This window comes from Aquincola sp. J276 (assembly GCF_024700035.1).
In the GTDB taxonomy this organism is placed as follows: Bacteria; Pseudomonadota; Gammaproteobacteria; order Burkholderiales; family Burkholderiaceae_C; genus Aquincola; species Aquincola tertiaricarbonis.
The window spans coordinates 2,406,690-2,421,354 of the sequence record NZ_JAJONC010000001.1; the positions used below are offsets into that span (position 1 = coordinate 2,406,690).

Sequence of the window (14,665 nt, forward strand, 5' to 3'; positions counted from 1 at the left end):
AGGCCGCCGTCAGGCCTCTTCCTCCGCCACCACCTGCAGCGCCAGCGGTGCCGCCTGGTGCAGCTCGGTCTGCACCGACAGCCTCAGCGGACGACCCGGCTCCACCGTCTTGCGGAAGCGCACGTCCAGCGAATCGCGCCCGCCTTCATGGGTGGGCACGCGGCGCGCCCATTGCTGCGCGCCGTCGACCAGCACCTTCATGCCGTGCCAGGCCTGGCCGCCGTCGCGGGCCTGCACCTGCAGGCTGCAGCTGATCTCGAAGGTGCGGGTGCGGGCGGCGTCGGGCGGGATGTCGAGCTTGAGGAGCCCGCGACCGCGGGTTTCGGCCACCCAGCGTTCGGGCGTGGTACGGCTTGATGGCGGCAGCATGCGGTGTCAGTGGGGTTTGCGGCGGTCGGTCTTGTCGTCGGCGGGCGGGCGGAAGGCGTCGGGCTTGTAGACGTTGCCCTCCCAGCGGCCGCGGCGCGCGGCGCGGCGTATCGCCTCCTCGGCCACGCGGGCGGCTTCCTTGGCGTCGGCGCCACGCACCGGCGGCGTCGGCCGGGTGCCGGCGCGGCCGCGCCGAAGCCGCTGCCAGGCAGCCTGCGCCGCCGCGTCGATGCGGTAGCGCAGGCGCGCACCGATCACCATGCGCAGCAGCAGCGCAATGCACACGGCCAGTACCGCACCGGCCAGCACCTGGGTCACGAGTTCCATGTCGCCCGCATGGTAGCGCCGCGCCCGGCTGCATGCCGGCGCGGGGGTCGTCAGTCCCGCGTGGGCGCCAGCCAACGCTCCAGCGTGCTGCCCAGCAGCTGCACGTTCACCGGCTTGGCCAGGTAGTCGTTCATGCCGGCGTCCAGGCAGCGCTCGCGGTCGGCGGGGGTCGCATGCGCGGTCAACGCGATGATGGGCGTGCGCTGGGCACGCGAACCCGCCTCGCCGGCGCGGATGCGCTGGGTGAGCTCGTAGCCGTCCATGCCGGGCATCTGGCAGTCCATCACCACCACGGCGAAATCGCGGGCGTCCAGCGCGCTCATGGCGCCGGTGGCATCGGAGGCCACGTCCACCTCGAAGCCCAGGTGTTCCAGGAAGCTGCGGGCCACCACCTGGTTGATCTCGTGGTCTTCCACCAGCAGCACGCGGCCGCGGGCGGCCGGCGGGGCGGCCTGCGGCGCCGGGCCGGCCGCTGCCCCGCCGCCGCCGCGGTGGGTGGCGTCCAGCGCGCGGGCCAGGCCGGCATCGTCCACCGGACGCTGCAGCCGCGTGCCCGGGAAGGCGCCGAAGCTGGTGCCGCCGGCGGCAGCTTCGCTGCGCAGAATCATCAGCCGTTCCCAAGGCACGGGCTGCGGATCGTCCAGCCCGTTGGGCGGCCAGCCGCCGGGCGGCTCGTCGTACAGCACCACATGCGGGGCTTGCGCGGCCAGGGTCTCCGGCTCGAAGGCCAGCTCCCGCCACGTCAGGGTGGACACCACCTCGTGCCCCAGGTGGCGCAGCCGGGCCTGCCAGGCCTGCTGGCTGGCCAGCGCGTCGCTGACCACACCCACGCGGCGCGCCGATGCGGCGTCCCGCAGCGGCCCGGGCGCGGTGGGTGCTTCCAGCGGCTGCAGCGGCAGATGCACGCGGAACAGCGCGCCGTGGCCTTCCTCGCTGTGCAGCACCACCTGGCCGCCCATGGCCTGCACCAACAGGTGCACCACCGCCAGCCCCAGGCCGATGCCGCCCTGGCGGCGCGCCAGGCTGGCGTCCGCCTGCACGAAGGGCGTGAACACGCTGGCATGTAGCGCCGGTGCGATGCCGATACCGGTGTCGCTCACCTCGATCAGCACGCCGCCTTCGGGCGCCGGCCGCGCGGCCAGCAGCACCTGGCCCACCGGCGTGAACTCCAGGGCGTTCTCCAGCAGGTGGCTGACCACCTGCCGCACCCGGGAAGGATCGGCCTGCACCCAGGCGGGCAGCCCCGGGTCGAGCAGGCATTCCAGCAGCAGGCGCTTGGCCTGTGCGCGGGGCCATACCTCGGCCACGGCGGCGTCGAGCAGGCCGCGCAGGGCCACCGGCTCGGCACGCAGCTGCGGCGGCTCGGCCTCCAGGCGGGTGAAGTCGAGCAGGCGGTCCACCAGGGTGAGCAGGCTGCCGGCCGAGCGCTGCATCATCTCCACGTAGCCGCGCTGGGTGGCGTCCAGCTGGGTAGCCGCCAACAGGTCGGCCATGCCGGTGATGCCGCTCATCGGCGTGCGGATCTCGTGGCCCAGGTGGGACAGGAACTCGGACTTGGCGCGACCTGCCGCCTCGCTCGCGGCCAGTGCGGCACGCAACGCGACCGCTTCCGGCTCCGCGGGCTGCACCGCCACGCGCGGTGCCGCCGGATGGTCGGGCGCAGCGGCGTCCGGCGGGGTGGAGGCGGCTGGCGGCCGGGCCCGGAAATGCCGCCACCACTGGTGCCAAGCGGGACGGTTCGAGGGCGCGGAGGGCGGCTGCTTCATGCTGACTGCGGTGGTTGACCAAGCATAGCGCCCGCACCGGCCGGTTCCGGCCGCGGGCGGCCCCTCGGGTCGGCGTGCTTCAAGTCACGCGCGGCTTCACCCACACCCAGGCCACCACGCCGATCAGCATCATGCCCATCGACGTGAGCGCCAGGCCGATGGCCGAATGCATCACCAGCGGCGCGATGACGCCCGCCACCAGGCCGTTGGCCAGGCTGCCCACGCAGGCCTGCAGCGATGACGCCATGCCGCGCCGGTCGGGCGCCTGGTCCAGCACCAGCAGCGTGACCACCGGCACCATGAGCGCCCACCCGAAGGCGAAGATGCCGATGGGCAGCAGCGCCCAGGCGGGGTGCGGCGGCAGCAGCAGGTTCAGCACCACGTTGACCACCGACACCGCCAGCATGATGACGAAGCCGTTGCGGATCTGGTGCTTGGGCTTGATGCGGCCGGCCAGCCGGCCCGACAGCCAGGCGCCGGCCATGATCCCGCCGATGCTGATGCAGAAGAACCAGAAGAACTGCGTGGGCTGCAGGTGCAGCAGCTCGCCCAGGAACACCGGCGCCGACAGCACGTACAGGAACATGCCGTTGAACGGGATGCCGCTGGCCAGCGCCAGCGCCATGAAGCGCGGGCTGGCGCCCAGTTGCAGGTAGCCGGCCATCAGGTGGCGCGGATGGAAGCTCTGTCGCTGCGAAGGGTCCAGCGTCTCGGGCAGCAGCCGCCAGTTGATCAGCCACAGCGCTGCGCCCACCAGCACCAGGAACCAGAAGATGGCATGCCAGCCCAGGTGCACGAACAGCAGGCCGCCCACCATCGGCGCCACCGCAGGCGCCACGCCGAAGTAGATCGTCACCTGCGACATCACCCGCTGCGCCTCGGCCGGCGGGAACATGTCGCGGATGATGGCGCGCGACACCACCACGCCCGCCCCGCAGGAGATGCCCTGCAGCGCGCGAAACACCACCAGCCAGCCCACGCTCTGCGACAGCGCGCAGCCCAGCGAGGCCAGCGTGAACAGCCCCATGCCCCACAGCACCACCGGCCGGCGGCCGAAGCTGTCGGCCAGCGCGCCGTGGAACAGGTTCATCAGCGCAAAGCCGAACAGGAAGGCCGACAGCGTCTGCTGCATGGCCGCCGGCGTGGCGCCCAGCGAGGCCTGGATGCCGGAGAACGCCGGCAGGTAGGTGTCGATCGAGAACGGACCGACGGTGCCCAGGCAGGCCAGCAGCACGGCCAGGGTCCAGCGGGGGCCGCGCCACAAGGTGGATGCGTGGGGATTCAAACAGCAGCTTCCGAAGTAAAAGTGTGAAGCAAGCCGATAGGCCGGATTCTGTGCACGGCGTTGCCCTTGCAGGCACCGCCGCGTGACCGCCATTCCTCTGGGCCGTGGGTCGCCCGCACGGCTCGGTGCCACCTACCCGCACACTCCTCGGGCCGAATCAACGTGTGCCTATTTGGTGTTGCTGCGCGCAGAGATTGCCCGTTTCACCCGCCACGGCGCAAACCGCGGCGACTCGTCTCTGTTGCTCTGATCCTCACCTCGCGGTGGAGAGCCGTTAACTCCTGCGCTGCCCTGTGCAGTCCGGACCTTCCTCCAGTGCCGTGTTTCCACGATCGCACCAGCGGCGGTCTGGCTTGCTTCACCGTGCGATTATCGCGGCTACCGCGATCCCGTGATTTTTCCCGCAGAAGGAGACCGTCCATGCGCGCTGACAACGTCCTCGCCACCATCGGCAACACGCCGCACATCCGCATCAACCGCCTGTACGGCGCGGGCGCCAACGTGTGGATCAAGTCGGAGCGGGCCAACCCCGGCGGCTCCATCAAGGACCGCATCGCGTTGTCGATGGTGGAGGACGCCGAGGCGCGCGGCCTGCTGAAGGCCGGCGGCACCATCGTCGAGCCCACCTCGGGCAACACCGGCGTCGGCCTGGCGATGGTGGCGGCCGTCAAGGGCTACACCCTGGTGCTGGTGATGCCCGACAGCATGAGCGTGGAGCGCCGCCGGCTGATGCTGGCCTACGGCGCGCGCTTCGTGCTGACGCCGCGGGCCGAGGGCATGAAGGGCGCCATCGCCAAGGCGCAGGCCATCGTGGCCGAGACGCCCGGCGCCTGGATGCCGCAGCAGTTCGAGAACACCGCCAACATCGACGTGCACGTGCGCACCACCGCGCAGGAGATCCTGGCCGACTTTCCCGATGGCCTGGACGCGCTGATCACCGGCGTGGGCACCGGCGGCCACATCACCGGCTGCGCCCAGGTGCTGAAGGCGCAATGGCCGCAGCTGAAGGTGTTCGCGGTGGAGCCCACCGCCTCGCCGGTGATCAGCGGCGGCCAGCCGTCGCCGCACCCGATCCAGGGCATCGGCGCCGGCTTCGTGCCGAAGAACCTGCACACCGCGCTGCTGGACGGCGTGGTCCAGGTCGACGCCGAGGCCGCCCGCGAGATGGCCCGCCGCAGCGCCCGCGAGGAAGGGCTGCTGGTGGGCATCTCCAGCGGCGCCACGCTGCAGGCCATCGCGCAGAAGCTGCCCGAGCTGGGCGCCGGCGCGCGCGTGCTGGGCTTCAACTACGACACCGGCGAGCGCTACCTGTCGGTCGAAGGCTTCCTGCCCGCCGAGTGAAGCGCAACGTGGCAACGCCCTTGAAGTTGGCGGGCGCACCGCCCCCGGAAACGAACATGCGCTGCCACCCGGCACCCGGGTGGGCGGCGTGGTCATCGACTCGGTGCTGTCGGTCGGCGAATACGGCATCGTCTACCACGCGGTGGATCCGATGCTGCGCCGCGCGGTGGCGGTGAAGGAGTACTTCGCGCCGGCCTTCTGCCAGCGCGACGACGATGGACAGGTGAGCCCGCGCACCCCGGCCGACGCGGCCCGCTTCGCCACCGGCCGCCAGGCCTTCATCGAGGAAGCGCGGCTGCTGGCGCACCTGGACATTCCCGGGCTGCTGCCGGTGAGCGGCCTCTTCGAGGACCACGGCACCGTCTTCCGGCTGATGCCCTACGCCCCCGGCCGCACGCTGGCCGCCTGGCGGGCGATGTACTCCGACACCATGGACGAAGGCGGCCTGCGCCACCTGCTGGCGGACCTGATGGGCCCGCTGGAGGCGCTGCATGCGGCCAACCTGGTGCATGGCTACGTGCTGCCCGAGCAGGTCATCCTGGCCGAGGGCCGGCCTGCGCTGCTGCTGGGCTTCGGCACCGTGCGCCGTTCGCTGCAGGGCACGATGGATGCGGCCTACACGCCGGTGGAGCAGCTGCCTTCCGGCGGCCACCTGCCGCGCGGCGCGTGGAGCGACGTGTATGCGCTGGCCGCACTGGCGCGGTTCGCGATGTCGGCCCAGCCGGTGGCGGTCTCGGCCGACCCACCCACCGCGCATGCGCTGCGTACGCGTGCGCCGATGGGCCATGCCCTGTCGCATGCGCTGGAGCGGGCGCTGGCGCCGCTGCCCGGCGACCGGCCGCAGTCCGTCGCTGCGTTGCGCCAGGCCATGGGACTGCGGCCCAGCGGCGGCCTGGCCGCCGGCATGGTGGATGTGACGCTGCCGGGCGGCGAGCCCTTCGACGCCACCGCCACCCGGCCGTGGCCGCAGCCGTCCATCGGCGCGGTGCTGCGCTCGTCCAGCCTGCGCAGCGCGGTGGCCGAGCAGACCGCCACCGCCCCGGTGCGCAAGCCGCGCGCGCCGGCGCCGGCAACGTCACCGGCGCCCCATGCGGCGCCCCTGCCCACGCCGATGCCCTTGCCGGTGCGCGCCTCGTCCCACGAGGCTGCTTTGGAGCCCCTGCCCGACCTCGCCGCCCGCGCCTGGGAGGACCGGCCGCCTGCGCCGCCTGCGGCCCCCACGCGCCCGGCCGCGCGGCCCTTCGAGGAAACGCTGCTGGAAGCCGATGAGGCCACCCCGGTTGCGGCCCGCCTGCCGCTGCCCGAACCGATGCCCGCGGTGCCTGTGGCGACCGAGCACCAACCCGAACGGACCGCGGAGCCTGCGCCGGTGGCACCGTCGGAGGCTCGGCAGGCGCCGCCTCAGCCCGTGCCTGAGCCGGTGCCCCTGCCGCTGCCCGCGAACGAGCCGGTGCCCGAAGCCGCCGAGCCGGCACCGACGTCGTCGATCGCATCGCCGCCGGAGCCGTCGCTCGAACACGGCCAACCGCTGCAAGCCTCGCTCACCGCCGGCCCGCGCGAGCCGGCGTTCGATGCACCCGAGCTACCGCCGCTCGCGCCCGACGAGCCGGTGCACGATCCCATCCCGCAGTTCATGGCCACCGCCGCCGCGCAGGAGCTGCGTGAGCCGCCACTGCATGCGCCCACGGCCGCCCCCGCACCGGTGCCCGCCCCGCCGCCCGAGGTCACGTCGGCGCCCGTGGCGTGGCCCGCACCGGTGCCCGACGCACCGACACCGGCGCCGATGCGGCTGCAGCCCATCGACTGGCCCGCCCCGCAGGCTGGGAGCGGCAAGCCGGCGGTGGAAGCCGACGAGGAGCCCATCGACGACGCGGTGCGGGCCGCCATCGCCGCGGCCATCGGCTCGCTGCCGCCGGCGCCGCCGCGGCGTGCGCCTGAAGGCGCCATGCAGGCGGAGGGCCCGGCCGGGCAGGCGCCGCAGCGCATCGAGCTGCCGGATTTCAGCGCCCTGTCGGTGGCCGAGCCGCCGGCCGACGCAGCCAGCCCGGCACCCGCCCGGGCCGGCGGCTGGACGCGCGGCCGCATGGTGGCCGCGGTGCTGGCGATGCTGGTGCTGCTGGTGGTGCTCGGCGCCCTGGCCTGGTCGGCCTGGAAGGACGCCACGCTGAACCTGGGCGGGCCCGGCGGCTGAACGTGGGCGCCGTGGCGCCCTTCAGCCGCTGACTGCGCCGGGGCTCAGTCGGCCAGCCGCCAGCGCAGCGTCTCGCCGCCGCGCAGCGGCTTCAGCACCGCATCACCGAACGGCACCGACTCGGGCACGGTCCACGCCTGCCGCTGCAGCGTGACGGTGCCGGTGTTGCGCGGCAGACCGTAGAAGTCGGCGCCATTGAAGCTGGTGAAGGCTTCCAGCTTGTCCAGCGCACCGGCGGCCTCGAACACCTCGGCATACAGCTCCAGCGCAGTCAGCGCGGTGTAGCAGCCCGCATGGCCGCCCGAGTGTTCCTTCAGGTGGGCCGCATGCGGCGCGCTGTCGGTGCCCAGGAAGAAGCGGTCGCTGCCGGAGGTGGCCACCTGCACCAGGGCCTGGCGGTGCTCCTCGCTCTTGAGCACCGGCAGGCAGTAGTAGTGCGGCCGCAGCCCGCCCATGAAGATGGCATTGCGGTTGAACAGCAGGTGCTGCGGCGTGATGGTGGCGCCGGTGTACCGGTCGGCCGCGGCCACGTACTGCGCGCCTTCGCGCGTGGTGAGGTGCTCGAACACCACCTTCAGCTCCGGCAGGTCGGCACGCAGCGGGCGCATCACGCGGTCGATGAACACGGCCTCGCGGTCGAACAGGTCGATGTCCGGATCGGTCACCTCGCCGTGGATCAGCAGCGGCATGCCCTCGCGCTGAAGGGCCTCCAGCGTCTTGTAGGTCTTGCGCAGGTCGGTCACGCCGGCGTCGCTGTTGGTGGTGGCACCGGCCGGGTAGAGCTTGACCGCCACGACGCCGGCCTCCTTCGCGCGACGGATCTCGTCGGGCGGCAGCAGGTCGGTGAGGTACAGCGTCATCAACGGCTCGAAGGTGGAGCCGGCGGGCCGGGCCGCGAGGATGCGCTCGCGGTAGGCCACGGCCTGTGCAGCGGTGGTGATCGGCGGCCGCAGGTTGGGCATGATCACCGCGCGCTGGAACTGCGCCGCGCTGTGCGGCAGCACGGCCGCCAGGGCGGCGCCGTCGCGCACATGCAGGTGGAAATCGTCGGGCCGGACCAGCGTGACGTGGTCGGCGGAGGAGGCAGCGGGGGCGGAAGAGCTCATGCGGCGATTCTGCCCGGCCGCTGCCGGCTGCCGGTCAACGGCAGGTCAGTGCTGCAGGATCTTCGACAGGAAGTCCTTCGCCCGCGGCGAGCGTGCGTCGGGGTTGATGAAGAACTCGTTGCTCGGGCAGTCCTCGATGATCTTGCCGGCATCCATGAAGATGACGCGGTGGCTCACCTTCTTGGCGAAGCCCATCTCGTGCGTCACGCACATCATGGTCATGCCTTCGTGGGCCAGCTGCACCATCACGTCCAGCACCTCGCCCACCATCTCGGGGTCGAGCGCCGAGGTGGGCTCGTCGAACAGCATCACGATCGGGTCCATCGACAGCGCCCGGGCAATGGCCACGCGCTGCTGCTGGCCGCCGGACAGCTGGCCCGGGAACTTGTCCTTGTGCGCCGACAGGCCCACGCGGTCCAGCATCTTCAGGCCGCGCTTCAGGCTCTCGTCCTTGTTGCGGCCGAGCACCTTGATCTGCGCCAGCGTGAGGTTCTCGGTCACCGTCAGGTGCGGGAACAGCTCGAAGTGCTGGAACACCATGCCCACGCGGCTGCGCAGCTTGGGCAGGTCGGTCTTGGGGTCGCTGATGGAGGTGCCGTCGACCACGATGTCGCCCTTCTGGATCGGCTCCAGCGCATTCACCGTCTTGATCAGCGTGCTCTTGCCGGAGCCCGACGGGCCGCAGACCACCACCACTTCACCCTTCTTGATGGTGGTCGTGCAATCCGTGAGCACCTGGAAGCTGCCATACCACTTGCTGACGTTCTTGATATCGATCATGGGGAGCTTCCTGTCTCAACGAATGATGGCGATCTTCTTCTGCAGGCGGCGCACGAGCATCGACAAGCTGAAGCAAATGATGAAGTAGACGACGGCGGCGACCAGGTAGGTTTCCACCGGGCGATTGAAGTTCTTGCCCGCCACCTCGAAACCCTTGAGCAGGTCGTAGGCACCGATGGCATACACCAGCGACGTGTCCTGGAACAGGATGATGGTCTGCGTGAGCAGCACCGGCAGCATGTTGCGGAAGGCCTGCGGCAGCACGATGAGCTGCATGGTCTGCGAGTAGGTCATGCCCACCGCATAACCGGCATACACCTGGCCCTTCGGCACGCTCTGGATACCCGCGCGCATGATCTCCGAGTAATACGCCGCCTCGAACAGCGTGAAGGTGATCATCGCCGACACCTCGGCGCCCAGCGGCTGGCCGAGCAGCTTCGGGATCAGCAGGAAGAACCACAGGATCACCATCACCAGCGGAATCGACCGCATGGTGTTGACGTACGCGGCGGCCGGGATTTCGAGCCAGGGCTTGCCGGACAGGCGCATCAGCGCCAGCACCGTGCCCAGCACGATGCCGCCCACCATGGCGATGATGGTGAGCTGCAGCGAGAACAGCAGGCCCTTGAGCACGAAGCTCGACAGCACGCCCCAGCTGAGGAATGAGAAATCGAGCGCTCCCATCACTTGCCCCCGATCTGGCCGGGAATGCGCAGGCGCTTCTCGATCTGCTGTGCGACGCGGTTGATCGCAAACGCGGAAATGAAGTACAGGGCGGTCACGGGAATGAAGATCTCTTCAAAGCGCGAGGTTTCCTCCGACGCCTGCATCGCGAACATGGTCAGCTCGGCGATCGAGACCGCGAACGCGACCGACGAGTTCTTGACGATGTTCATCGATTCCGACGTGAGCGGCGGGATGACGATGCGGAAGGCCATCGGCAGCAACACGTAGCGGTAGGTCTGCGGCAGCGTCAGGCCCACGGCCAGGCCGGCATAACGCTGGCCGCGCGGCAGGCTCTGGATGCCGGCCTTCACCTGCTCGGAAATACGCGCCGAGGTGAAGCAACCGAGCGCGAACACCACCAGCATGAAGCTGGGCACCTCGCGCAGCACCAGGAAGATGGAAGGCAGCACGTGGTACCAGAGGAAGATCTGGACCAGCAGCGGAATATTGCGAAACAGCTCCGTCCAGCTGTTGCCGATCGCCACGAGCAGCTTGCTCGGCGTCGTGCGGAAAATGCCCATCAGTGAACCGATGCCCAGCGCCAGCACCAAGGCCAGTACCGCGACGCTCAGCGTCCACCCCCATGCGGACAGCATCCAGTCGAGATAGGTTTCCCCACCGCCGGTGTCCTGCAGAAACAACTGCCAATCCCACGTGCCGCTCAAAGGCCGCCTCCTCAAGGTGTGTCGTCTGTGCCTGCACGCATGCAGGCAGCCGGCTTGTTGCAAGGCCCGGGCCTTCGTCGGGCCCGGGACCGTGCCGGCAGCGCCTTACTTCTTGGCGTACTCTTCCATCGGCTTGTCGTTCGGATTGGCCCAGGCGGCCTTGGTGGCTTCCGACAGCGGCAGGCCCACGCGCGTGTTGCTCGGCGGGATCGGCTGCATGAACCACTTGTCGTACAGCTTGGCCAGGTCGCCGCTCTTGATCATGCCCTTGATGCTGTCGTTGACGGCCGTCTGGAAGGCGGTGTCACCCTTGCGCAGCATGCAGGCGATCGGCTCGACCGACAGCACTTCACCCACGATCTTGAAGTCGGCCGGGCTCTTGGCCTTGCTGATGTTGCCGGCCAGGATCTGGCCGTCCATCACGAAGGCGTCGGCACGGCCCGAGTCGAGCAGCAGGAAGGCGTCGGCGTGGTCCTTGCCGAACACTTCCTCGAAGTTCACGTTGGCGGCACGCTCATGCTTGCGCAGCGTCTGCACCGAAGTGGTGCCGGTGGTGGTGGCCACCTTCTTGCCCGCCAGCTGCTCGATGGAGTTGATGCCCGAGGCGGCCTTGACCGCGATGCGCACTTCTTCCACGTAGGTGGTCACGGCAAAGGCCACGTCCTTCTGGCGAGCGGCGTTGTTGGTGGTGGAGCCGCACTCCAGGTCCACGGTGCCGTTCTGCACCAGCGGCAGACGGTTCTGCGAGGTGACCGGCTGGTACTTGATGGCCAGCTTGGTGCCCAGCTGCTTGGACAGGTCGGCCACGATGCGCTCGGCCATCTCGGTATGGAAGCCGACGTACTTGCCGTCGCCCAAGGTGTATGCCAGTGCGCCCGACGACTCACGCGTGCCCAGGGTGATGGTGCCGCTGTCCTTGATCTTCTTCAGCGTATCGGTGGTTTGTGCGGTGGCAGCACTCGCCGCGACTGCAATGGCCACAGCGATCATCGATTTCTTCATGCCACAGGCTCCTTGGGAAATGGAAAGTAAAAACAACGCACGTTTCAAGCGCGGCGCCATTCTAGGAAGGCACCATCTAAGTAAAAGCCCGTAGGCTCCACCCTTGGCGAGGACCCGTACAGCAGGGTCCCGCGCCAACCCGAAGCGCTGGCTTGATGCAGCTTTCGGGCCAATCCCGTTGCCGGGCCGGGCGCGAATGTACGTTCGCAACACCTGCCCGCGCTAATTCCGATTCGGTGAACTTCCATGCACCAGCCGCATACCGCTGCGGCGGGTTTGCGGCTAGGCGGGCCGGCTGAGGAAGTCCCAGACTGCACGGGCCACCGGCTTGACATGCCGCGCGCTCTCCGGCCGCTCGCGATAGATGCGCACTTCCATCGTCAGCTCGTAGCCGGGCCCACCCGCCGCACTGACCAGCCTTCGCGACTTGAGTTCCTTGCGCACCGAGCTGGCGGGCAGGAAGGCCAGGCCGTGCCCCTCCAGCGCCATCGCCTTGAGGCCCTCGGCCATGTCCGTCTCGTAGATGGGCTCCAGCGGCGGCGGCTCGGGCGCGTGCTTGACGATCTGCTCGACCATGCGCGCCATGTACGCACCGGAGGCATAGCTGAGGAACGGCACACGGTCGGCCGACAGCGGCGGCAGCCGGAACATCGGAAATCCGTCCGCATCGGCCTTGGCATAGGGCGCCAGCGTCTCCTGGCCCAGGCTCAGCATCTCGTAGCGCTCGGGCGGCAGCTGCAGCGGCTGCGAGGCATGGTGGTAGGCGATGAGCAGGTCGCAGGTGCCTTCGGTCAGGCGCAGCACCGCGTCATGCACGTTCAGGGCGATGAGCCGGCTCTTCAGCGCGCCGAAGCGCCGGCGCAGGTCCATCAGCCAGTGCGGGAAGAAATTGAAGGCCAGCGTGTGCGGCACCGCGAACTCGATCATGTCCTGCCCGCTGACGTGATGGCTGCGCATCATGTTGCGCGTAGCCTGCAGCGCACCCATGATCTCCAGCGACTGGGCATGGAAGGTCTCGCCGGCCGGCGTCAACCGCGTGGGGTAGGACGAGCGGTCCACCAGGTCGATGCCGGCCCAGGCCTCCAGCGCCTGGATGCGCCGCGAGAAGGCCGGCTGGGTGACATGCCGCAATTGCGCGGAACGGGAAAAGCTGCGCGTTTCCGCGAGCGTGATGAAGTCTTCCAGCCACTTTGTTTCCACGGCTGGGAGTGTAGGTCTGGGAAAAATGGCGCCGTGCTCGCAAACCCCACTCACAGTCCGGCCCGGCTGCTGATCCCTTGAACGGAGGGGGGGCCGTGTCAAAGTACCGCGGCACATCGTTGAGTACATTGCTGGGGTCGATGAACGGCAAGGTTCGTGCTTGCGTTCCTCACGAAAAAACACAAACCTTAGGATCAGGAGAGCCGCATGCTGCCTTTGTCGATGAACCGATGGACGGCCGCCGCCTTGTTGGCGTGCGCACCGTTGCTGGCTTCCGCCGTCACGCTCGATTTCGAGGTGCAGCAGGAAGGCCCCGCCGACTCCGACATCTACCAGCCACCCGGCTTCAGCATCTCCAACGGCTTCATCTTCATCGATGCCGACAGCACCGCCCCGGGCCGCTCGGGCACGGGCAACTTCGGCCGCGCCCCCAGCCGCTTCGGCGCGCTCACGCTCTACCGTGACGCCAGCGCCACCGACGGCGTGCGCATCGAAGTGGCGAAGGGCTTCCAGGGCAGCGTCACCTTCTCCTACTCCACCTTCGAGAGCACCGCCCGCGTCACGGTGCTGGACGCCAACAACCAGGTGCTGGCGCAATCGGGCAGCAACGCCGACCCGCTGCTGTCGCTCGACTCCGATCCCGCCCCGTTCAAGGGCAAGTTCAAGGACGAGGAAAGCGGCAGCTACAACAAGTGGGAAACCTACACGCTGAGCTTCCAGGGCGTGGCGCAGAGCCTGGTGTTCGACGGCGACGTGGGCAACCCGGCCGGTGGCAAGGTGGTGGGCCGGTTCTTCATCGACGACGTGGTGCTGTCGCCGGTGCCCGAGGCCTCCACCGTGGCCATGCTGCTGGCCGGGCTGGCCGGGGTGGGCGTGGCCACGCGGCGCCGCCGCGGCTGAATCGCGGCATGATCGTGGCGTTCCCCTTCCCGGTGCCGCCCGATCGATGTTCACCCGCTACGACATCACCCACACCACGCGCTACCGCTACAGCGCGCCCGTGACCTTCGGCGAGCACCGGGTGATGTTCCGCCCGCGTGACAGTCACGACCTGCGGGTGCTCGCCACCGACCTGGAAGTGAGCCCCGAGGCCGCGGTGCGCCTGATCCAGGACCCGCACTCCAACTCGGTGGCGCTGGTGCAGCCGCTGGAGCCGGCCACCGAGCTGAAGATCGTCTGCAAGTTCCGCATCGAGCATGCGCAGAGCCACAACCTGGAGCTGCCGCTGTCGCCCAGCGCGGAAATCTTTCCCTTCGCCTATGGCGTGGAGGAGCGCTTCGACCTGGAGCACTACCTGCGCCCCCACTACGACGACCCGCAGGGCGAGCTGACGCGCTGGGCGCGCCAGTTCCTGCGCACCGACGGGCCGACGCACACCCGGGAGCTGCTGGTGCACATGAACCAGCACATCCGCGACAACTTCGACTACAGCACGCGCGACGAGGAAGGCACGCAGACCCCGCTGCAGACGCTGGCGCTGGGCGGCGGCACCTGCCGCGATTTCGCGCTGCTGATGATGGAAGCCGCCCGCCGGCTGGGCATTGCCACGCGATTCGTCTCGGGCTACCTCTACGACCCCGCGCTCGACACGGCCGCCGCGGCGGAGGCGCCCGCCCTGGCCGCGGAAGGGAGCCCGGCCACCGCCGCCGAGGCGCAGCCGACCGTGGGCGCCGGCAGCACGCATGCCTGGCTGCAGGCCTACCTGCCCGGCGCCGGCTGGCTGCCCTTCGACCCCACCAACAACCTGCTGGGCGGCAACCAGCTCATCCGTGTGGGCGTGGCGCGCGACCCGGGACAGGCCGCGCCGGTCACCGGCAGCTGGTACGGCGACCCGGAGGCCTACCTGGGCATGGACGTGGTGGTGGACGTGCGCCGGGTGCTGCCGCGGCGCTGAGCACCCGCGGCGC

At 69.8% G+C, this 14,665-nt stretch carries 14 protein-coding genes and 1 other RNA gene; 4 read left to right on the forward strand and 11 right to left on the reverse strand.

The genetic code is table 11. From position 1 onward, the window contains the following. Nucleotides 1-9 precede the first annotated feature (9 nt). From LRS14_RS11015 to rnpB, 5 genes are all read right to left on the reverse strand, one after another. The gene (locus LRS14_RS11015) at nt 10-369 is read right to left on the reverse strand and encodes a hypothetical protein (RefSeq protein WP_257799558.1); all 360 of its coding nucleotides are present in this window, start codon (nt 367-369) and stop codon (nt 10-12) included. 6 nt (nt 370-375) lie between these two features. After that, a complete protein-coding gene (locus LRS14_RS11020; RefSeq protein WP_046112745.1) occupies nt 376-696 on the reverse strand; it encodes a hypothetical protein in 321 nt (106 codons plus the stop codon). Nucleotides 697-746: 50 nt separating this feature from the next. Continuing rightward, nucleotides 747-2,462, reverse strand: coding sequence for a response regulator (locus LRS14_RS11025; protein WP_257799559.1), 1,716 nt, complete (start codon nt 2,460-2,462; stop codon nt 747-749). Between the two features lie 79 nt (nt 2,463-2,541). Further along, on the reverse strand, nt 2,542-3,747 hold the full coding sequence (locus tag LRS14_RS11030; RefSeq protein WP_046112746.1) for a multidrug effflux MFS transporter: 1,206 nt from the start codon (nt 3,745-3,747) through the stop codon (nt 2,542-2,544). Nucleotides 3,748-3,768: 21 nt separating this feature from the next. Next, an RNA gene (rnpB, locus tag LRS14_RS11035) (RNase P RNA component class A) lies at nt 3,769-4,107 on the reverse strand. A 60-nt stretch (nt 4,108-4,167) separates the two neighbouring features. Between rnpB and cysK the strand changes: the two genes are divergently transcribed. Further along, a complete protein-coding gene (cysK, locus tag LRS14_RS11040) occupies nt 4,168-5,088 on the forward strand; it encodes a cysteine synthase A (protein ID WP_046112747.1) in 921 nt (306 codons plus the stop codon). Nucleotides 5,089-5,176: 88 nt separating this feature from the next. Continuing rightward, nucleotides 5,177-7,279 carry a hypothetical protein gene (locus LRS14_RS11045; RefSeq protein ID WP_257799560.1) on the forward strand — a complete coding sequence of 701 codons (2,103 nt, stop codon included), beginning with the start codon at nt 5,177-5,179 and terminating at the stop codon, nt 7,277-7,279. A gap of 44 nt (nt 7,280-7,323) precedes the next feature. Here LRS14_RS11045 and pyrC read toward each other — a convergent pair whose 3' ends face one another. The 6 genes from pyrC to LRS14_RS11075 form a co-directional block, all read right to left on the reverse strand. Further along, nucleotides 7,324-8,385 carry a dihydroorotase gene (pyrC, locus tag LRS14_RS11050; RefSeq protein ID WP_046112749.1) on the reverse strand — a complete coding sequence of 354 codons (1,062 nt, stop codon included), beginning with the start codon at nt 8,383-8,385 and terminating at the stop codon, nt 7,324-7,326. Nucleotides 8,386-8,430: 45 nt separating this feature from the next. Then, the gene (locus LRS14_RS11055) at nt 8,431-9,165 is read right to left on the reverse strand and encodes an amino acid ABC transporter ATP-binding protein (protein WP_046112750.1); all 735 of its coding nucleotides are present in this window, start codon (nt 9,163-9,165) and stop codon (nt 8,431-8,433) included. Between the two features lie 15 nt (nt 9,166-9,180). Further along, complete coding sequence (locus tag LRS14_RS11060) at nt 9,181-9,849, reverse strand: amino acid ABC transporter permease (protein WP_046112751.1); 669 nt, start codon at nt 9,847-9,849, stop codon at nt 9,181-9,183. Then, nucleotides 9,849-10,556, reverse strand: a complete 708-nt coding sequence (locus LRS14_RS11065; RefSeq protein WP_046112752.1) for an amino acid ABC transporter permease — start codon at nt 10,554-10,556, stop codon at nt 9,849-9,851. Before LRS14_RS11065 ends, LRS14_RS11060 begins: the two co-directional genes overlap by 1 nt. Before the next feature lie 105 nt (nt 10,557-10,661). Next, nucleotides 10,662-11,558, reverse strand: coding sequence for an amino acid ABC transporter substrate-binding protein (locus LRS14_RS11070; RefSeq protein ID WP_046112753.1), 897 nt, complete (start codon nt 11,556-11,558; stop codon nt 10,662-10,664). 282 nt (nt 11,559-11,840) lie between these two features. Further along, on the reverse strand, nt 11,841-12,758 hold the full coding sequence (locus tag LRS14_RS11075) for a LysR substrate-binding domain-containing protein (RefSeq protein ID WP_046112754.1): 918 nt from the start codon (nt 12,756-12,758) through the stop codon (nt 11,841-11,843). Between the two features lie 207 nt (nt 12,759-12,965). Here LRS14_RS11075 and LRS14_RS11080 point away from each other — a divergent pair, with 207 nt between their 5' ends. After that, nucleotides 12,966-13,658 carry a PEP-CTERM sorting domain-containing protein gene (locus LRS14_RS11080; RefSeq protein WP_157039517.1) on the forward strand — a complete coding sequence of 231 codons (693 nt, stop codon included), beginning with the start codon at nt 12,966-12,968 and terminating at the stop codon, nt 13,656-13,658. A 46-nt stretch (nt 13,659-13,704) separates the two neighbouring features. Beyond that, entirely contained in the window at nt 13,705-14,652 is a 948-nt protein-coding gene (locus tag LRS14_RS11085; RefSeq protein ID WP_046112756.1) for a transglutaminase family protein, read from the forward strand. The last annotated feature ends 13 nt before the right edge of the window (nt 14,653-14,665 follow it).

Excerpts from the sequence above, each read along its gene's own strand:
- LRS14_RS11015 (WP_257799558.1), bottom strand. The coding sequence starts at position 369 with ATGCTGCCGCCATCAAGCCGTACCACGCCCGAACGCTGGGTGGCCGAA.
- LRS14_RS11080 (WP_157039517.1), top strand. The coding sequence starts at position 12,966 with ATGCTGCCTTTGTCGATGAACCGATGGACGGCCGCCGCCTTGTTGGCG.
- LRS14_RS11055 (WP_046112750.1), bottom strand. The coding sequence starts at position 9,165 with ATGATCGATATCAAGAACGTCAGCAAGTGGTATGGCAGCTTCCAGGTG.
- LRS14_RS11085 (WP_046112756.1), top strand. The coding sequence starts at position 13,705 with ATGTTCACCCGCTACGACATCACCCACACCACGCGCTACCGCTACAGC.
- cysK (WP_046112747.1), top strand. The coding sequence starts at position 4,168 with ATGCGCGCTGACAACGTCCTCGCCACCATCGGCAACACGCCGCACATC.
- LRS14_RS11025 (WP_257799559.1), bottom strand. The coding sequence starts at position 2,462 with ATGAAGCAGCCGCCCTCCGCGCCCTCGAACCGTCCCGCTTGGCACCAG.
- LRS14_RS11060 (WP_046112751.1), bottom strand. The coding sequence starts at position 9,849 with ATGGGAGCGCTCGATTTCTCATTCCTCAGCTGGGGCGTGCTGTCGAGC.
- pyrC (WP_046112749.1), bottom strand. The coding sequence starts at position 8,385 with ATGAGCTCTTCCGCCCCCGCTGCCTCCTCCGCCGACCACGTCACGCTG.
- LRS14_RS11020 (WP_046112745.1), bottom strand. The coding sequence starts at position 696 with ATGGAACTCGTGACCCAGGTGCTGGCCGGTGCGGTACTGGCCGTGTGC.
- LRS14_RS11070 (WP_046112753.1), bottom strand. The coding sequence starts at position 11,558 with ATGAAGAAATCGATGATCGCTGTGGCCATTGCAGTCGCGGCGAGTGCT.